The sequence below is a fragment of the Pseudomonas sp. SWRI179 genome, from assembly GCF_014268705.1.
Lineage (GTDB): Bacteria > Pseudomonadota > Gammaproteobacteria > Pseudomonadales > Pseudomonadaceae > Aquipseudomonas > Aquipseudomonas zanjanensis.
The window spans coordinates 136,243-154,985 of the sequence record NZ_JABWRA010000006.1 but is presented as its reverse complement, the minus strand read 5'-3'; the positions used below and the strand labels follow the sequence as shown (position 1 = coordinate 154,985).

Sequence of the window (18,743 nt, the reverse complement as noted above, 5' to 3'; positions counted from 1 at the left end):
CCCGGTCGGTTCCCTTCGTCGTTGACGAGGGCGCCGGCCGGGGCTGTGTGCAGGTTCTACAGCATTCCTTCCTAAGCCGCTTCTGCAAACTCCATCAACGCCGCCAATACCAACGGGTGCAGGACAGCGTCGGGATGTTTCGTTTGCCAGGCCATCAAGTCGCGGCACATGGTCGGCGTCCAGAAGCTCTTGATGTGCTGGTATACACCACGCACCGCCACCGCGTGGTCCGGCTCACTGGCAAAATACTGACCGATCTGGTTGGCCATCTTGATCAGGCTTTCAGAGCTCATCGACGCACCTCCGCTTTCTCGGCATGGCGACGCTCCCTCAGCAGGCGCCCTTGTTCATCACTGAACGCCTGGTAACGCTTCTGCCATTCCGAAGGCTGGCTGACCCGCACGATCTCCACCGCCGTGACTTTGTATTCCGGGCAGTTGGTGGCCCAGTCGGAGTTGTCGGTGGTGATCACGTTGGCGCCCGATTCCGGGAAGTGGAACGTGGTGTAGACCACGCCCGGTGCCACTCGCTCGGTCACCCTCGCGCGCAGTACCGTTTGCCCGGCACGGCTGCCGATGCCGACCCAGTCTTCGTCGACGATCCCGCGGTTCTCGGCATCGGTCGGATGGATTTCCAGACGGTCCTCCTCGTGCCAGGCGACGTTTTCGGTGCGCCGGGTCTGGGCGCCGACGTTGTATTGGCTGAGGATACGGCCGGTGGTCAGCAGCAGCGGATAACGGTTGTTGACCTTCTCCTCGGTGGGCACGTAGCCGGTGAGCATGAAGCGGCCCTTGCCGCGCACGAACTGCTCGATGTGCATGGTCGGCGTGCCGTCCGGCGCGGCATCGTTGCACGGCCATTGCAGGCTGCCGTGGCGCTCCAGTTCGGCGTAGCTGACGCGGGAGAACGTCGGCGTCAGGCGGGCGATTTCATCCATGATTTCCGAAGGATGGTTGTAATGCATCTTGTAGCCCAGGGCGTCGGCCAGGGCGATGGTGGCTTCCCAATCGGCCTTGCCGGCCAACGGGTCCATCACCTTGCGAACGCGGGAGATGCGGCGTTCGGCGTTGGTAAAGGTGCCATCCTTCTCGAGGAACGAGCTGCCCGGCAGGAACACGTGGGCGAACTTGGCCGTCTCGTTGAGGAAGATGTCCTGGACGATCACGCATTCCAGCGCGGACAGCGCGGCCGTCACATGCTGGGTGTTGGGGTCGCTCTGGGCGATGTCTTCACCTTGGCAATAAAGCGCCTTGAAGGTGCCGTCCAGCGCCGCCTCGAACATGTTCGGGATACGCAGGCCCGGGTCGGGTTGCAAGGTCACGTTCCAGGCTTGCTCGAACTCGGCGCGCACCGCTTCGTTGGAGATGTGCCGATAGCCGGGCAGTTCGTGGGGGAACGAGCCCATGTCGCAGGAGCCCTGGACGTTGTTCTGCCCACGCAGCGGGTTCACCCCGACACCTTCGCGACCGATGTTGCCGGTGGCCATGGCCAGGTTGGCAATCCCCATGACCGAGGTACTGCCCTGGCTGTGCTCGGTAACGCCGAGGCCGTAGTAGATGGCCGCGTTGCCGCCAGTGGCGTAGAGCCGTGCGGCGGCGCGGATCTGCTCGGCAGGCACGCCACACACCGGGCCGAGGACTTCGGGCGAGTTTTCCGGCTGGCTGACGAAATCGCGCCAGCGGGCAAAGTCCGCCGCCTCGCAGCGAGCCTCGACAAAAGGCTGGTCTATCAAGCCTTCGGTGGCAATCACATGGGCCAGCGCGTTGAGCATCGCCACGTTGGTACCCGGACGCAGTTGCAAATGCAGCTCGGCGCGGGCGTGGGGCGAATCCACCAGGTCGATGCGCCGTGGGTCGATGACGATCAGTCGTGCGCCCTGGCGCAAGCGGCGCTTGAGCTGGGAGCCGAACACCGGGTGCGCGTCGGTGGGGTTGGCGCCCATCACCATGATCACGTCGGCCTTCATCACCGAATCGAAATTCTGCGTGCCGGCGGACTCGCCCAGGGTCTGCTTGAGACCGTAACCGGTAGGCGAGTGGCAGACACGGGCGCAGGTGTCGACGTTGTTATTGCCGAACGCGGTACGCACCAGTTTCTGCACCAGGTAGGTTTCTTCGTTGGTGCAGCGGCTGGAGGTGATGCCGCCGATGGAATCGCGCCCGTACTTGAGCTGGATCCGGCGCAGTTCGCTGGCGGCATAGGTGACCGCCTCGTCCCAGCTGACTTCCTGCCACGGGTCGTTGATGTGCTTGCGGATCATCGGTTTGGTGATGCGATCCGGGTGCGTGGCGTAGCCCCAGGCGAAGCGGCCCTTGACGCAGGAATGGCCGTGGTTGGCCTGGCCGTTCTTGTCCGGGACCATGCGCACCAGTTGTTCGCCTTTCATCTCGGCGCGGAACGAACAGCCCACGCCGCAATAGGCGCAGGTGGTGATGACGCTGCGCTCCGGCTGGCCGATCTCCACGACGCTCTTGTCGATCAGGGTCGCCGTCGGACACGCCTGCACGCAGGCGCCGCAGGACACGCATTCGGAATCGAGGAAGTTGTCACCGCCGGCCGCTTCCACCCGGGAATCGAAACCGCGCCCAGTGATCGTCAGGGCGAAGGTGCCCTGGATTTCCTCACAGGCGCGTACGCAGCGGCTGCAGACGATGCACTTGCTCGGGTCGTAGTCGAAATACGGGTTGGAAACGTCCTTGGCCTCGGCCAAGTGGTTGGCGCCCTCGTAGCCGTAGCGCACTTCGCGCAGGCCCACCTGCCCCGCCACGGTCTGCAACTCGCAGTTGCCATTGGCCGAACAGGTCAGGCAATCCAGCGGGTGGTCGGAAATGTACAGCTCCATCACGTTGCGCCGCAGCGTGGCGAGCTTGGAGGTTTGCGTGCGCACCACCATGCCCTCCGTTACCGGCGTGGTGCAGGACGCGGGATAGCCGCGCATGCCGTCGATTTCTACCAGGCACATGCGGCAGGAGCCGAAGGCTTCCAGGCTGTCGGTGGCGCAGAGCTTGGGAATGGTGGTGCCGAGCATGGCAGCGGCGCGCATGACCGAGGTGCCGGCGGCGACGCTGATTTCGCGCCCGTCGATGGTCAGGCTGACCTGCACGTCGCTGTCACGCGCCGGGGTGCCCAGGTCGATATCGGTGCTGGGATCGAAGATGGTGATCATTGGTCAGCCTCCGTGGTCGCCAGACCGAAGTCGGCGGGGAAATGCTTGAGGGCGCTGGCGACAGGGTAGGACGTCATCCCACCGAGGGCACAGAGCGAACCGTATTGCAGGGTGTCGCACAGGTCCTGCAACAGCAGGGCCTGTTCCTGGCGGTCACCGGCTTCGGTGCTGGCGATCAAGCGGTCCACCACTTCCACCCCACGGGTGGAGCCGATCCGGCACGGCGTGCACTTGCCGCAGGATTCCTCGGCGCAGAACTGCAAGGCGAACCGGGCCATCTGGGCCATGTCCAGGCTGTCGTCGGCGACCACCACACCACCGTGGCCGAGCATCGCGCCCATGGCGGCGAACGCTTCGTAGTCCAGCGGCGTATCGAATTGCGAAGGCGGCACCCAGGCGCCCAACGGCCCGCCCACTTGCGCGGCCTTCAGCGGACGACCGCTGGCGGTACCGCCGCCATAACCTTCCACCAACTCCCGCAGGCTCAGGCCGAAAGCGCGCTCCACCAAGCCGCCATGACGGACGTTGCCGGCCAGTTGGAACGGCATCGTGCCCAGGGAGCGGCCCATGCCGAAGTCGCGATAGAACTGCGCGCCTTTCTCCAGGATGATCGGCACCGAGGTCAGGGTCAGTACGTTATGCACCAGCGTCGGCAAGCCGAACAGGCCTTGCAGCGCCGGCAGCGGCGGCTTGGCGCGCACCGTGCCGCGCTTGCCCTCGAGGGATTCCAGCAGCGCGGTTTCCTCGCCACAGATATAGGCGCCGGCGCCGACTCGCACTTCCAGCTCGAAGGCGCGACCGCTGCCGCTCACGTTCGTGCCCAGGTAACCGGCCTCGCGAGCGATGTGCAGCGCGTCGTTCAGCGTACTGACGGCGTCCGGGTATTCCGAACGCACGTAGATGTAGCCCATGGTCGCGCCCACGGCGATGCCGGCGATGATCATGCCTTCGATCAGCAGGAAGGGGTCGCCTTCCATCAGCATGCGGTCGGCAAACGTGCCGGAGTCGCCTTCGTCGGCATTACAGACCACGTACTTCTGCGGCCCCTGCGCGTCACGCACAGTGCGCCACTTGATGCCCGCCGGGAACGCCGCGCCGCCGCGGCCGCGCAGGCCGGAGTCCAGCACGCTGGCGACCACCTCGGCGCCATCCATCTGGATCGCCCGGGCCAGGCCGAGAAACCCGCCTTGGGCACGATAGTCATCAAGGGACAAGGGCCGGGTGATGCCAGCACGGGCAAACAACAGGCGCTGCTGGCTTTTCAGATAAGGAATGTTCTCCACCAGCCCCAGGGCAGCAGGATGGCTGCCCGGATCATGGGCCAGCGCATCGAGCAGGGCCGGCACGTCTTGGGCCGTGACCGGGCCAAAACCCAAGCGCCCTTCAGGCGTCTCCAACTCAACCAGTGGCTCCAGCCAATAGAGGCCACGGGAACTGGTCCGCAACACCTGCAACGGCAACTGTCGACGTTCAGCCTCAACGGCCAACGCAGCCGCGACTTTGTCCGCGCCCACGGCACGGGCCACCGAATCGCGGGGGATACAGAGCGTCAGCATGCGCCCTCCTCCCTGCAGTCATTCACCAACTGACGCAGGCGCTCGGGCGTGATCCGCGCATGCAACTCCCCGTCCAGTTCCAGGGCCGGCGAGCAGACGCAGGCGCCCAGGCAATAGACCGGCCGCAGGCTGATACTGCCGTCGGCGCTGGTGCCGTGATCGTCCAGCGCCAGTTGCTCGCGCAACTGCGCAGCCAGGGCTTCGGCGCCCATGCTCTTGCAGGACTCGGCCCGGCACAGGCGCAGGGTATGGCGCGCCGGCGGCGTGGTACGGAAATCGTGGTAGAAACTGATGACCCCGCGCACTTCAGCCAGGCTGAGGTTCAGGGCGTGGGCGATCTCCGGGACGGCGCTGTCGGGGACATACCCGCAGCCTGCCTGGATGGCATGGAGAATGGGCAGCAAGGCACCGGGGGTGTCCTTTTCGCGCGCAAGCACGCTGTGGATCATGGGCAGGTGAAGCGTCTCATCGGGCATAAACGTACCTCGGCATCTCGAACGACACCGCCGCATAGCGGCAGCCGTCCGGAGTCTTGGCTGCGGCGTCCGGCCCACGTCACGGTAGCGTGGCACATCCGATCGCCATTCTCGCTCTCCGGCCAGGTGTCTTTGGCGCACCTGGTCCGAGGCATTCTCACAGCTTGCCACTCCCGGGGGTTGGCGATTGCACATGGACGACGAAACGTGTTCTGAAAGCGACTTCTTGAAAGCCCTGCCCGTTAATCCGCGCCGCCTGAACGAAATCGACATGCGCCCACTGTGGTTATGTGAACCATCGCTCGCCCTTAATCGGCTTGGCGCAACGCATTGGCAACCAATGTAAACGCAGGCGAAGGCTGCCGCCGGCTGGGGTAGTACAGATAGTAGCCTGAAAATGGCGGACACCAATCTTCCAGCACGCGCATCAGCCGCCCCTCTTGAAGATGGGGTTCAAACTCCTCTTCTGGCAGGTAGGCGACGCCCAGCCCAGCGACCGCCGCCTGCACGATATGAGTCGACGTGTTGAAAATGAGTTGGCCGTCCACTCGTACGTTCACCTGCTTGCCCCGCCGCTCGAAATCCCACACATAGAGCCCGCCCGATGTTGGCATACGCTGGTTGATACAACGATGGTTCACCAGATCACGCGGGTGCCCGGGAACGGCACGATTGGCAAAGTACGCTGGCGAAGCCACGGCAGCCATCCGCAACGCAGGGCCGATCGGGACCGCGATCATGTCCTTGTCGATGGTGTCGCCCAGCCGCACGCCCGCATCAAAACGATCCGCCACGATGTCCCGAAATCCGTAGCAGACGTCGAACTCGACATTGATATCCGGGTAATCGTGCAGCAGCCCGGTCAGTTTGGGCAGCAAGGTCGTGCGCAGGACATGATCGCCGCAGGTGATGCGCACAGTGCCCGCGGGCTTGTCGCGCATTTCCGTGAGCCTATCCAGCTCGGCTTCTATTTCATCGAAGCGATTACCGATGGCGTGCAACAGCCGTTCGCCCGCAAGGGTCGGCGAAACGCTGCGGGTGGTCCGCGTCAGCAAGCGGATCTGCAAGCGTGCTTCCAACCCGCTGATTGCCTGGCTCAGCGCCGATTGGGTGACGCCCAGCGCCCCGGCAGCTCGCGTGAAGCTGCCTTCGCGCGCCACCGTGACGAAAGACAGCAGATCGTTGAGGTTTCTTTTGACCATGGCAGCAGCACTTCAAGCAAATTGATTAGCCATGCTTATAGCCTTGTTAAGCATTCATTAGCTAGTCGCACCACTGTTCGCAAGTCACCATGAACCCTATGAACAGACACCCATGCACAACTGCGATGCGATCGGCCCGGCGTGGTTTGCTGGCGGTAATGCTCGTGTTTGGCGGCTACGCAACGATGAGTGGTGCCGCGTCGGCGCCCTCGAAAACGGAGAACAGGGTGATGTGGATGACCGTCGGCGAACACCGCTTCGCCATCACCTTGGCCGACAACGCGGCCACCCGCGCGTTTGTCACGTTGTTGCCGCTGACGGTGGCGATGAGCGATCTCAACCGTAACGAGAAATACGCCACCCTTCCCCAGGTGCTACCAGCCGAAGCCAGCAAGCCGGGAACGATCCGCAACGGCGATTTGATGCTGTATGGCACGGACACCCTGGTCATCTTTTATTCGAACTTCAACTCGACCTACGCCTACACCCGCCTTGGGCAAGTGGACGACACCGCGAAGTTGGCTCAAGCGCTGGGCCGGCGAGATGTGCAAGTGAGCTTTTCCCAACACTGATGACACCCCATCGACAGGATCCCCAATGAAAAAGATCATCGTTTTACTCACCCTTCTTGTCACTTCGCTCACAGCCATAGGAGCCGATATGTCCAACGGCGCAGATAACTTTTATACCAGCGATGACGTAACCGTACAGAAGGTCAATTTCAAGAACCAATATCAAATGAACGTGGCAGGTAACCTGTTCATTCCGAAAAAACTCAATGGCAAGACCCGGAGTCCGGCGATTGTCGTCGGCCACCCGATGGGCGCGGTCAAGGAGCAGAGCGCCAACCTCTATGCCACGAAAATGGCGGAAAAAGGCTTCGTGACCCTTTCCCTGGATTTGTCGTTCTGGGGCGAAAGCGAGGGGCGGCCGCGTAATGCCGTCTCGCCGGATATCTATGCCGAGGACTTCAGCGCCGCGGTGGACTTTCTCAGCGCCCAGCCTTTCGTCGACAAGGAGCGGATTGGCGCGATCGGCATCTGTGGCAGTGGCAGCTTCGTGATCAGCGCAGCCAAGATCGACCCACGCATGAAAGCCATTGCTACGGTGAGCATGTACGACATGGGCGGCGTCAATCGCAACGGGTTGAAGCATTCCCAAACGCTCGAACAGCGCCGGTCGATCATTGCCCAAGCCACCCAGCAGCGTAACGTCGAGTTCGCTGGCGGTGAAACGCTTTATACCAGCGGTACGGTGCACCAGTTGGACGCCAACACTCATCCTATCCAACGTGAATTCTTTGATTTTTACCGCACCCCGCGCGGCGAGTTCACGCCATCCGGCTCGTCGAAAGACCTGACCACGCACCCGACGCTGACCAGCAACATCAAGTTCATGAACTTCTACCCGCTCAATGACATCGAGACCATTTCACCGCATCCGATGTTGTTCATTGCTGGGGCCGATGCGCACTCCCGGGAATTCAGCGAGGAGGCTTATAAGCTCGCCGGTCAGCCCAAGGAGCTTGTCATCATTCCTGGGGCTGGCCATGTCGATCTTTATGATCGGGTCGACCTCATTCCGTTCGATAAGCTGACGACGTTCTTCCAGAGCAATCTGAAGTAATATCTGGCCCAGTCGATGTGGGGCGTGGCCAGACTCCCCGGCGGCCCGTTGATTCGCAAGGATGTGGTCGATCCATTGCGCTACCTCGGCCACCCGGTGGTACGCCGCAATTACGAGGCCAGCAGGGACGTCGCCTCCCTCGGACCGATTGCTACCCGAAACAGCACCTACGCGTTGCAAGAATACGGGTAGCGTGATCGTGCCTCGCCAGCGCTCATGGCAGATGGAAAATGTTCGCCTGGCGTTGATGGCAGAATGCTGCTTGCTTGGCTACCATTTCTCAACGCATACCCTCTTCGAGGTTGGAATCGTTTCTGGCGTAAACCAACAGCCAGTCAGAGCATCCCTGTCGATAGGCAGGAAAGGTATGTTTCAACGTTAACCTTCAAAAATTCATAGCGTTACAAGGAGAGTAAGCATGAACCTAGACTGGCCAGCGTTGGGCTTGAATAACGTAGAACACTCTTTTGGAACCAAGTTTGGCGCCAGCGCCAATCCTTTTCTTCAAAAAGCACTGAAGGATCAAAAGAAAAACGGCAACTGCTTCGCTTACTCGATGCTCTGGTGCCGTCAAAGCATAAAGTTGAACCGCAAGCTTCAGAGCAAGAATGAGTTAATCACGCACATGCCACTCATGGTCGCAGCGCAAGCGATGCAGTCGCAGCAGGTGCGGCAGAACAAAAAGGGCGCCTACGGAGCGGAGGGCATGCTGGGCGAGGCCTATTACCAAGCGATGGCGGCTGCATTCTGCGTTAGCGCAGCGGAGGTTGGCAAAGATGTTGGATCTATTTTGAGCGACCACAACGGCTGGCTCGACTTGGTCACCAAGTCAGAAGGGCACTATGTAATAGCCTTTATCTTCTCCGGTGGAGGAGCGCACGCTGTAGCGGCGTCGAATAAAGGTAGGGAGCTGGTATTTTTTGATCCCATTTATGGCCAGTATTCAGTCGATAATTACGCGCCATGGGAGCTGATGCAGTACTACGCCGATGTCAAGAAAGGCTGCGACAGCTACGGCTTTATAACGAATTGGATCGCGGTCAGCGTGACCTGAGGCAGCTTCATGTCGACGTCGAATCGGATGACTGATTGGCGGCACGTGCATCGTCAGTTATTTATTGAGCAACGGTCATTTCCCACAAGGCCTGTCGCCAACGTCAGGAACAATCCTGAGAAAACGGAAAACTGATACCATCCGGACATTGACACGCTGAGCAGAACAACATGAATCGCCGCAAGAAAATAAACCAGTTATTGAAGGCTAACGCCAAGAAAGCCAGTGCCAAGCTGGCGCCCAAAAACAAGAATCAATACATCAGCAAAGCCGACCGCCTGAAATTGGCAGCTGAAGCCAATGACGCGCCCATTACGTCCCCGGAAAGCTGAGCCACGTCGCGCCCCTTCTTTGAAGCGCTGCTCATTCAAGGCAAGATACGCCCCTTAACCGCAAGGAGCGCATGAATGAGCCCCCTTACCTACCGCCGTCGCACAATCCCCATCCTGATAGGGGCGGCAGCCTTGGCCGTTCTTCCTGGCTGCCATCAGGCGACCTATGAACAGAAAATGGACGCCTGGGTCGACAGCGGCGGGAAGTCCATGCCGACATTCCTTACTTCGGAAGAAATCAAACGGCTGGAAGAAAGACGTTACATCAGGGTTCTGCGTGCCACCTTGGTTCGCGACGCGCTCTACGCCAATCCCGAAGGTCTGCGGGGAAGTGTCAAGTTAACGATGAAGCTGGATCGCCAGGGAGATGTGCGGCTTTGCGAGGCTAAGTCTGCTGAAGCCGGCACCCCCTCCCGTTTGGTGAACCTCATGGCCGACGTTTGCTGGAGTAGAGCGTGGGGCCCCCTCCCGGAAAATCTCCAGAGTCCAAAGGATGGCGGCCTCGAAATCATCGCGCCCTTGATCGCATCAGGGGAGACGCCGTCAATGGCTGATCACGAACGTCTACGCCAACGGGATGCCGTTGAAAGTCGTTTCTTTTGGGACAACGTCGTTGCAAAGCAGTCCCTGAGCGCTTTCGGCACCGCCCGCTTCGACTTCACGGCGAACGCGAAGGGTGAGGTCATTCGGTGCGACGTAGAACTTGAAAAACACAGCCTGCGCCCGGAATACTTTCAACCCAATCCTGAGTTACGGCAGACACTCACCCAGCAATGCCTAGAGTTGAACGTCGCAAAGATGCCTGACTTTCAAGTGAAAGCTGACGGCACTGCGAAGCGCGTGGTCCGGGTGGATTATCTGCCGTGGAAAAATCACGTAGGCCAGCACTAGGAGATTTCTTTGCTGCCTTTAACGGGCGTACGCAACCTTCATATCGGCATCACCCTTTAGGGCAACAGCGGCCAACGACGCAACCCAGACCACCGAAACCCCATAGTTGAGCCGCTGGTACAGGCCAAACAAGTGCCCGTCGGCCAACGCCGTCGCCATCAGCACAACGGTCACAATGGCCAGGACTACGCAGATCGCCGAGAACATGGCGAACCTGGACGACGAAAGCAGCGACTTGCCAAGGAACGCCCACAACGCCCCCGCCAGGGTAAGCGAGATAAACATCACCAATCCCGCAAGGTTGTGGTTCTGTTGCGAAACCGACGGCTGAACCGGCGCACAACCTTGGTCACAGGAAAAATAGCCGGCCACGAAACTTGCCAAACCGTGGACGAAAATCAGTGCGGCGCTAAGCAAGGCCATCCGCGATGCCTTGAACCGTCTCGCCACGCCTAGAGCGAAAAGCACGAACATCACACCCAGGGGAAAGTTGTTCACCCAGGCAGAGAAGCTGTGGGTTGGCGATCCAACGGCGCCTAGTTGGCTCATGGCTTGATCCAGATGGCTATAGCCTGGGTAGGCCCGGGCAGTCAGTGCGACACCCAAAAGCAGCCAGAATGGAATCAATATTCCGAAGCCTAGCAAAGCACGATCGATGGTTTTCATGAGGTGACATTCCTTGTCGTTGTGATGTCTGTTTGTGAGGTGATGTGATGTGAAATATTGCATTGATTCAAGCGTCCAACCGCTCAATCAAGAACCGGGTGCAGGAAACTGCGAGGGGTCAATAACGTACCGGACATGGCAAGTGATTAACAGGCTCAATCCTTTGAATTCTGGAGAAAACGGATTCTACACAGAATACGCAGTCAATCATTAATCGGGATCGAAACACCATGGATGAACGCCAAACAATCATCAAGAACCAGATCCGCGCCATGGTGATCGGTGGCGAATCTGACGAGATCACCTATCGATCGGAATGGCTCGGTTACCTGCCCTTCCCGGTTTTTCATTGGATTGAACACCAGGGCGAAAGCTTTTCCAGCGACTTCCCTTTTGATTGGACCCTCGAAGATCTGGCGAGCCTTGAGCGAATGGGCTTCTTGGAAATACTAGAAGCCTACGAAAACCCGGACGACCCTTTTGATCGGGATATCCGGTATCGCGTTCATGTGGGATGCGTATAACAGTAGACTGGAAAAGATCGACAACCCAAGGAACGGAAAAAAAATGGGCATTCTTGATCGCTTGTTCGGCGGCCGCTTTACCCTGCCGCCACCGGAGGAAACGACGCTCAGCGACGCGGCGATCATGCGGGAGCTGCATCCTTATCGCGCCGAACTGAAGGCGTTTACCCAAGCCCTACTGGCCCGTATACCAGACGCCGAACGTGCCAGGCTGGTCAGGCGCGTGCTGCGCATTTACGGCTCGGGCCAGGAGCCGGCCACCGCGCTGGTGGAAGGCTTGCTGGATGCAGACAAAGGCCAGAAGCTCGAACACTTGGCGTTGCTAGGCGTCGACTGGAGAGGCTTTGATGGTTTCGAGTATCTGGTGCCCTATCTGGTCAGCGCCAGCGGGGTAAAAGAAACTTACCCCTACCGCTATGAGGGTACGCTGCCGATGTCGGAGACGCTGGCCAATTTCGACCGATGGCTCATGGCGTTCGACAAACGCTACCTGCACCTGGACGCTGGTAGCGACGAATATGTCGGGTTCATTGCCGATACCGACCAGGTCGAAGCCATGATCGAACTCGCACGGCAAGCAGGTGTTGCAGTGCGCCTCGAGAGCTTTTGAACCGGAATGGGTATTCGCTGAATCTCGTTATCCCGCTGAACGAAGCACGCCGCATCACAGTCGGAGCAACAAGACCCTCGACAAAGAAACCTGGCCCATGCTCCTACGACTTGCTGCCCTCGCTACGCTGTTCACCTTGGCTGCCGGCACAGCGGCCGCGGCACCGGAACCGCTGCGCCTGGAAAGCTTGAAACGCTGCGGCGACCTGTTGCAAAGCCAGCACCAGGATTGGTGCCTGACAGCGCGCGGGCTGGGTGATGCAACGCCGCAACTGAAGTTGGGAGCAAAGGCAATACCCGCAGACATGGTCCAACGCGAAGGGAACAACCTGCGCGTGCGCCTGGACGCCGCCGATTACCAAAGCGGCCCGCTCTGGCTGGAAGACGGCCTACGCACCAGCAACGCCGCCTGGCTGACCTTGCGCAACAGTCACGTGCTGGCCGCCGGGCCGGACGCAGTGGCGAAGAACATGGACGGCCTGACCACTTATGTCGACCTGGTCAGCGTGCTGATCGAGGAAGACCGTGATGGCCGCCAGGAAGCCGAGCGCCTGGCCCACAAGTACGGCGCGAAGGTGGTCGGCAGCATCGCGCCGCTGAACCTGTACCAACTTCGCTTGCCCGCCAAGGACCTGGTGCAGCGCGATGCACTGGTGCTGCGCCTGGGCAGCGAGACCAGCGTGGATGCCGTGGTGATCGAGGAGTCCTCTGCCGAAGAAACCGAGCAGGCCGCTGCCCATCCTGAAGAACCGAAAAAACCCGCCCTGGACTCCGACGAATGGGCCGCGAATCGCTTTCTCGACGCGGTGAACTATTACCAACGGCGCATCCCCGGCCGTCAGCCACCCATCCAGCCGCAACCGGTGCGCATTGGCCTGATCGAGCGCGATGTGGACTTCGACACGACGGATTTCGCGGACGACGTCGGCGCCTGCTCGCCGCCGCGCACTTGCGTCTACGCCCGCGATGCAGACAAACCGGACAATCACGGCACGACCGTCGCCGGCATCCTCGCCGCACGTTGGGATGACAGCGGCAACACCGGTTTCCTCCGTGGCCTGGACAAGGCCAGCGGTGGCTTCGAGGTCATCGTCGAACGTAACTCCGATGCTGGCATCACCGCCAACATCGCCGCCTCGGTCAACCTCGTGGAAGACGGCGTGCGTGTGCTCAATTGGAGCTGGGGCATCCACCGCGTCGGCGCCAAAGACATCAAGGGCGATGACGTCGACTCGCTGCTGCGCTCGGGCCTCGCCATGGGTGGCTACGAAGAACTGCTGGAAGAGTTTTTCCTTTGGCTGCGCAAGGCGCATCCCGACGTGATCGTGGTGAACTCCGCCGGCAATGGTTCTTCCTTCTCGGGCAGCGACGAATATCGCCTGCCCTCATCCTTCATCACAGAGCAATTGCTCGTGGTCGGCGGGCACCAGCGCAGCGAGCATACTGGCGTTGCCGTCGACGACCCGGCCTATGCGGTCAAGCGCAGCTCCTCGAACATCGACATGCGCGTCGACATCACCGCCGCCGCTTGCGCCCACGCCTCGACGAGCAGCGCCGGCCAGGACAGCGCCGTGCATTGCGGCACGTCCTACGCCACGCCCATGGTCGCGGGCCTGCTGGCGGCGATGCTGTCCATCAACCCGCAACTGCAACCCGAGCAATTGCGCATGCTGTTACGCCGTAGCGCCATGACCATCGGCGAAAACCACGACTTCGAACAGATGGACGGCGAAGACCTCACCGCGCCCATCCTGCCGTCGGAACGCCGCTACCAACTCAACGACAAGGACGTCGGCCGCTCGGCACGGCTGGACATGCAAAAGGCCCTGGATTTGGCGGCGCAAAGCCGTGATCGTGTGCGTTGAACCGGCGGGTCATGGGAGCAATCGGTAAGTGGATTGCACCAAGCCCGACGCAAAGCTGCGGCTGGATACGAGTTTCAAATCCACATCCTGCTCAAGCCCGCCAAACAACGGCCGCCCCGAGCCAATCAACACCGGAACGGTGGTAATCACCATATCGGTCACCAAGCCCTCGCGCAGGAACGACTGCACCACCCGCCCGCCATCCACATAGACGCGCTGCACGCCTTGGCTTGCCAGCTCCGTCATCAACGCCTTCGGTGCCAGGTTGGAGAAACGCAGCTTATTCTTCAACGCCTCGGGCACCGGCGAATCGGCCAACTGTCTGGACAGCACCACCACGGGCCGGTCGTAGAACCAGGTGTCGAAGGTCCGTACCTTTTCATAGCTCCCGCGCCCCATCACGATGACGTCCTTGTCGGTGATGAAGTCTTGATAGCCGTGGTCCTCGGATGGGTCGTCGCGTTGCAAGAGCCAGTCGATGTCACCGTCGGGCCGAGAAATGAAACCATCCAGGCTGGTGGCGATGAAGACGTGAGCGGTAGGCATTTGAGGCTCCTTTGTTGTGGTGGATATTGAAGTGTGGCCGTGAGTTGAAGACTTGTTCAGCGACGCCACACCCGCCCGTCGCTATTCACTACCCAAGGTGACCGATCAGCAACGATACGCACCCCGCCGGCCCAACGCTCTGCTGGCGCGTAATCGAGCCAGTTGATATGCCCGAGCAACATTTGCTCGCCCAAGGCCGTCACACGAACAAGGCGCCTCTGCCATTCACGTCCCGGCTGTTCATGCACCAAGGGGTGTGGTGCATCGATCAACGGTCGCAGCAGCGCATGGAACATCAGGTCGCCCAGATAAGGCAGAGGCTCGTAGCTCATCATTAGATGGCTGAACACCTTACCAGCAGGCAGCTCGCCATGATCGGCGAGCACACGCAGCACCAGCCGCTGAGTCAGACTCAAGCCGTCGCCTGCCCCGGGAAGCTCCTGCAGTTGTCTCGCCAAAGCAGGCCCGAGCAGCGGCAGCGCGGGATGCAAGTGTGCTGCAAGGCCTGCCCAGTCGCCTGGGTCTGCTGCGGTGTAGGCGGCCCATGCTTCGCGCGCCAGTGCCAACGCGTCCTCACCGAGCGAGCGCCGTTGCGACCAGAGCCAGGGGAGCAAATCCGGGGCAAGCTGACCAATGCCAATAAAGCGCTCCACGCCGGGTACCCGGCTGATTTCAATCAATTCGAGCCTGCGCGGCAAGGCCGGTAAACTCGCCAGTAACCGGATCAGAAACAATTGATCGTAGGCATCGCCCTCGCACCACAGTACCAGTTCACCGTCCGCGTCCAGTTTTGCCAGCGCGTCACGCTGCATGGCCTGGCGCTGTTGAATATCACGGTGAGAGAGCCCAAATGCCTGTACCAGGAAATTGGCTCGCACTGACCAGTAATCATCGTCAGGTAATGCGGGGACCGGACCCATCACCATCGGATCATCAAACATATGAAACGAACCTGAAAAACCAGCCACCCGCAGGCTGTGCTCGATGTCGTTACCGCATCGCCAATGCTGGACCGCCGCTTCGTTAGTCGCAACGAACCCCGGATGACGTGCGGCGAACGTCACGCCATCGGTGTGGGTAATCAGCTTGGGCCAACTGGCGAAACCAGCCTCACGGGCAACCAGCCATTGTGTGTCGGCCAGTCGATAGTCCGGGCCAGACAAGCCCATTGCGCGCAGCTGCTCACGCACATTGTCGGCTTCATGGTTTTTCAGTGCCTTCAAAAGACGCTTGGCGCGCTTACGCAGGAAGGGTAAATCGAGGAGACCGTGATGACGGGAAGCGTTGGTGGCGGGCATGCCAACTCCTTACAGGGCTCGGTCCGCCGACAAGCCGGGAGTTGGAATGAAAAATTCGAAAAACCTGCCTTGGGGATGACCCCTTCGCGCGGACCGCAGGCGCAGCAAACGCCCGGGGACCGACTTTAGCGGGAAGTACTGATGAAAGCAAAGCTTGGCGGTGGGCAGATTTCGGAGTGCTGGGGAGGTGCATCCCCTCTGGGTTGCTGTGAACATCTAGAAATCTGGCCATGGACTGTGCCGCAACAGGCGACTTTCGGCCCAGAAACGGACGCTGGACAGCGCACGACTATGGAAAAAAGGCTTATACCCCATGCCGTTCACTTAAGAAAAATGATGGCCCTGTGGCGAGGGAGCTTGCTCCCGCTCGGCTGCGAAGCAGTCGTAAACCGGCGATGCGGTGTGTGTCTGATACGCCGCACTTGGCAGGTTTTGGGGCCGCTTCGCGGCCCAGCGGGAGCAAGCTCCCTCGCCACGGGTTTGTCGATTGCCTTAAGTGAACAGCATTGGGCTTACACGCCTGCTTACCAGTTGTAACTCACTTTGGCGGTAATCTCGCGACCCGGGTTGTAGAAGTTCGCTGTGCCGGAACCGACCACGTGCTGCTCATCCAGCAGGTTGCTGACGTTCACCGCAAGGTCGGTGCCCTTGGCGATCTCGTAGTTGAAGGCGGCGTCGAACAGCGTGGTGCCATCGCTTTTGCCGGAGTTGGCTGCATCGAAGTAATAAGAGCCGACATAGCGTGCCCCCAAGCCAACGCTGACATCCGTGCCGGGCACGTCGTAATAACTCCAGAGCGAAGCGGAATGCTGGGGCGCCGTGGAGAACTCATTACCCTTCAGGGAGCTGCCGTCGTACAACGAACCGCGCAGTACCTCGGACTCCATATAGGAGTAGCCACCAATCAGGCTGAGGTTCTGCGTCACCTGCGCCTTGGCCTCCAGGTCGAGGCCACGGGCCCGCGATTCACCCACCGTCTGTTGCTCAATGATGCCGCTCGGCAGCACCACGGCGATGGTGACGTTTTCCTGGGTCAGGTCATAAACGGCTGCGGAGAACAGTGCGTCCATCCCCATCGGCGCATACTTCACGCCCACTTCGTACTGCGTGCCCGTCTGCGGTGTTACGCCAACCTGAGGCGGCGAGACGGATTCCACCATGCTCACATAGGTGGACACCTCATCGTTGACGATATAGGTCAACGCACCTCGGTAGGAGGTTTCGGAGAAGTTGTCTTTTTCCGTGGATATCAAGCCTTTGCTGGTAAGGTCCATCGAGTCGTTGCGCATACCCGCGGTGACGATGAAACGCTCGTAGAACGATAGGTTCTGCTGAAGGAACACGGCCTTGGTGGTCGCGTCTCGCTTGTTGACGGCATACGGCGTGATTGAACGTGGAACGCCAGTAAACACGGGATTTGCAATGTCAATCGGGGTGGTCAGGGCGTAGACCGAGCTTTCCTTGGTGGTCGAATCGAGGTACTCCACGCCCACCAGGCTGCTGCTGTCGATGTTCTCGAAGCGGGCATCGTATTGCAGCATCAGATTGCCGTTGAACTGGTCGGCCTCACTGTCCGTTCCAAACAGATACCGGTCAACGGTAGTACCGACACGTGCGGCGCTGTCGCTGAGATAAACGTAGCCAAAATCATCGGTCAACTTGCTGTAACGCAGATTGCTGCGCAATACAAAGCCGTTGTCGAAGTCATGGGTGACGTTACCGCTGAGGCTGGTGCGCTCGACATCGTGGAAGTTGTAACTGGGCTCACCATAGAACTTGCTGCGGTCGTATTCCTTGTCCAGCGGATAGCCGCCACTGTTGGGCGAACTTTCAGTTTTCAGATAGTCCAGAATCACGGTGGCTGACGTGTAATCCGTGGGTGCCCAGGTGAGGCCACCCATCACCAACCGGTTGTCGTCCTGTGAGTGATCGTACTCGCGGTCGCTGTTTTGGCCTTTGGCAGTAAAGCGGCCAGCCAAGGTTTTCTCGTCGTTCAGCGCATCCCCCACATCGATGCCTGTCTCGACATGGTCAAACGACCCGTAGGTCACATAGCCTTGGCCAAACTGCTCGAAGCGCGGTTGTTTGGTCACGAAGTTCACCGAACCACCCGGGTCCGCGGGGCCAAACAGCGTGGAGTTGGCGCCACGCAAAATCTCGATGCGTTCATAGGCGAATGGATCTTCGCGTACGCCGCGCATCGAACTCAGGGTCAAGCCGTCACGGTAGGTAGTGGCCTGGAAGCCCCGGATCTGGAAATAGTCGTTGCGGTCATCCGTACCATAGAAGTCACTGACCACGCCCGGCGTGTATTGCAGCGCCTCTTCCGTGGTGCTGACGCTGCGTTGCTCCATTTCCTTGTTGGTAACCACCGACACCGATGCCGGTGTATTGAGAATGCTGGTTGCCACCTTGCCGCCAACCCAGAGCTCCTGGGCGACCACCGAGTTGGCGTCGTCGTCGGCACTGACCCTGACCTTGGCATTGATGATGAGGGGGGCAAGGCGGTAGTCCTCGACGTCCGTTGCGCCGAGCTCCAGCGGGCCGGCGGGCTTTGGTCGAGGGGACAGTAGATAGGCATTCGGGCCTTGCTGTTCGATTTGCAATTCGCTCCCCTGCAGCAACGATGACAGCGCTGCCGATGTATCGAGCGTGCCATTCACGCCAGCCGTGGTGCGGTTCACTACACTCGACGCGTCGAAGGAAAGACTGATGCCAGCCTCCCGCGCAAAACGATCAAGCGCCGGCGCCAGTGGGCCGGCAGCGATGTTCCACTGCTTGACTTGGTTGCTGTGGTCAGCGCTCGAGGTTTGCGCCAGCGATGGCAATGCGTAGCTGCTCACGATCAAACCCAAAATCGCACCGTGCAAGGCACGATTTAATGGATGGCGCTGTGAAACCGGGGACGAACTCATTTTCTCGCTCCAAGAAA

Annotated in this window: 18 protein-coding genes; 9 read left to right on the top strand and 9 right to left on the bottom strand. The window is 60.2% G+C overall.

The window, feature by feature from the left end; all coding sequences use genetic code 11:
- Positions 1 to 71: 71 nt before the first annotated feature.
- The 5 genes from HU767_RS05535 to HU767_RS05515 form a co-directional block, all read right to left on the bottom strand.
- The gene (locus tag HU767_RS05535) at positions 72 to 293 is read right to left on the bottom strand and encodes a formate dehydrogenase subunit delta (protein WP_186704808.1); all 222 of its coding nucleotides are present in this window, start codon (positions 291 to 293) and stop codon (positions 72 to 74) included.
- Positions 290 to 3,166, bottom strand: coding sequence for a formate dehydrogenase subunit alpha (fdhF, locus tag HU767_RS05530; protein WP_186704807.1), 2,877 nt, complete (start codon positions 3,164 to 3,166; stop codon positions 290 to 292). Before fdhF ends, HU767_RS05535 begins: the two co-directional genes overlap by 4 nt.
- Positions 3,163 to 4,722, bottom strand: coding sequence for an NADH-quinone oxidoreductase subunit NuoF (locus HU767_RS05525; protein ID WP_186728665.1), 1,560 nt, complete (start codon positions 4,720 to 4,722; stop codon positions 3,163 to 3,165). The genes fdhF and HU767_RS05525 overlap by 4 nt, the downstream gene beginning before the upstream one ends.
- Complete coding sequence (locus HU767_RS05520; RefSeq protein ID WP_186704805.1) at positions 4,716 to 5,198, bottom strand: formate dehydrogenase subunit gamma; 483 nt, start codon at positions 5,196 to 5,198, stop codon at positions 4,716 to 4,718. The genes HU767_RS05525 and HU767_RS05520 overlap by 7 nt, the downstream gene beginning before the upstream one ends.
- 308 nt (positions 5,199 to 5,506) lie before the next feature.
- Positions 5,507 to 6,400, bottom strand: a complete 894-nt coding sequence (locus HU767_RS05515; RefSeq protein ID WP_186728666.1) for a LysR family transcriptional regulator — start codon at positions 6,398 to 6,400, stop codon at positions 5,507 to 5,509.
- 125 nt (positions 6,401 to 6,525) lie between these two features.
- Here HU767_RS05515 and HU767_RS05510 point away from each other — a divergent pair, with 125 nt between their 5' ends.
- The 6 genes from HU767_RS05510 (at position 6,526) to HU767_RS05485 (ending at position 10,303) form a co-directional block, all read left to right on the top strand.
- Entirely contained in the window at positions 6,526 to 6,972 is a 447-nt protein-coding gene (locus HU767_RS05510) for a cyclophilin-like fold protein (protein WP_186728667.1), read from the top strand.
- Between the two features lie 25 nt (positions 6,973 to 6,997).
- On the top strand, positions 6,998 to 8,026 hold the full coding sequence (locus HU767_RS05505) for an alpha/beta hydrolase (protein ID WP_186728668.1): 1,029 nt from the start codon (positions 6,998 to 7,000) through the stop codon (positions 8,024 to 8,026).
- A gap of 24 nt (positions 8,027 to 8,050) precedes the next feature.
- Complete coding sequence (locus HU767_RS05500; protein WP_225917589.1) at positions 8,051 to 8,218, top strand: hypothetical protein; 168 nt, start codon at positions 8,051 to 8,053, stop codon at positions 8,216 to 8,218.
- Between the two features lie 226 nt (positions 8,219 to 8,444).
- Positions 8,445 to 9,080 carry a YopT-type cysteine protease domain-containing protein gene (locus HU767_RS05495; RefSeq protein WP_186704801.1) on the top strand — a complete coding sequence of 212 codons (636 nt, stop codon included), beginning with the start codon at positions 8,445 to 8,447 and terminating at the stop codon, positions 9,078 to 9,080.
- A gap of 170 nt (positions 9,081 to 9,250) precedes the next feature.
- Positions 9,251 to 9,412, top strand: coding sequence for a DUF2986 domain-containing protein (locus tag HU767_RS05490; RefSeq protein WP_186704800.1), 162 nt, complete (start codon positions 9,251 to 9,253; stop codon positions 9,410 to 9,412).
- Between the two features lie 75 nt (positions 9,413 to 9,487).
- On the top strand, positions 9,488 to 10,303 hold the full coding sequence (locus HU767_RS05485; protein ID WP_186704799.1) for a hypothetical protein: 816 nt from the start codon (positions 9,488 to 9,490) through the stop codon (positions 10,301 to 10,303).
- A gap of 18 nt (positions 10,304 to 10,321) precedes the next feature.
- Here the strand turns inward: HU767_RS05485 and HU767_RS05480 are convergent, their stop codons facing one another.
- A complete protein-coding gene (locus HU767_RS05480; RefSeq protein WP_186728669.1) occupies positions 10,322 to 10,969 on the bottom strand; it encodes a DUF998 domain-containing protein in 648 nt (215 codons plus the stop codon).
- Between the two features lie 230 nt (positions 10,970 to 11,199).
- On the opposite strand from HU767_RS05480, the gene HU767_RS05475 reads away from it, so the two are divergent.
- The 3 genes from HU767_RS05475 to HU767_RS05465 all read left to right on the top strand — a co-directional run bounded on the left by HU767_RS05475 (position 11,200) and on the right by HU767_RS05465 (position 13,967).
- Positions 11,200 to 11,493 carry a hypothetical protein gene (locus tag HU767_RS05475; RefSeq protein ID WP_186704797.1) on the top strand — a complete coding sequence of 98 codons (294 nt, stop codon included), beginning with the start codon at positions 11,200 to 11,202 and terminating at the stop codon, positions 11,491 to 11,493.
- A 43-nt stretch (positions 11,494 to 11,536) separates the two neighbouring features.
- Positions 11,537 to 12,103, top strand: coding sequence for a hypothetical protein (locus HU767_RS05470; protein WP_186728670.1), 567 nt, complete (start codon positions 11,537 to 11,539; stop codon positions 12,101 to 12,103).
- 97 nt (positions 12,104 to 12,200) lie between these two features.
- Positions 12,201 to 13,967: a S8/S53 family peptidase gene (locus HU767_RS05465; protein ID WP_186728671.1), complete on the top strand. Its 1,767-nt coding sequence runs from the start codon at positions 12,201 to 12,203 to the stop codon at positions 13,965 to 13,967.
- A 9-nt stretch (positions 13,968 to 13,976) separates the two neighbouring features.
- On the opposite strand, the gene HU767_RS05460 is transcribed toward HU767_RS05465, so the two are convergent.
- From HU767_RS05460 to HU767_RS05450, 3 genes are all read right to left on the bottom strand, one after another.
- Positions 13,977 to 14,513: a dihydrofolate reductase family protein gene (locus tag HU767_RS05460; RefSeq protein ID WP_186728672.1), complete on the bottom strand. Its 537-nt coding sequence runs from the start codon at positions 14,511 to 14,513 to the stop codon at positions 13,977 to 13,979.
- 56 nt (positions 14,514 to 14,569) lie between these two features.
- The gene (locus HU767_RS05455) at positions 14,570 to 15,811 is read right to left on the bottom strand and encodes a DUF1835 domain-containing protein (RefSeq protein WP_186728673.1); all 1,242 of its coding nucleotides are present in this window, start codon (positions 15,809 to 15,811) and stop codon (positions 14,570 to 14,572) included.
- Positions 15,812 to 16,335: 524 nt separating this feature from the next.
- Positions 16,336 to 18,726 (bottom strand): TonB-dependent siderophore receptor, encoded by a 2,391-nt coding sequence (locus HU767_RS05450; protein ID WP_186728674.1) that lies wholly within the window; start codon positions 18,724 to 18,726, stop codon positions 16,336 to 16,338.
- Between the last annotated feature and the right edge of the window lie 17 nt (positions 18,727 to 18,743).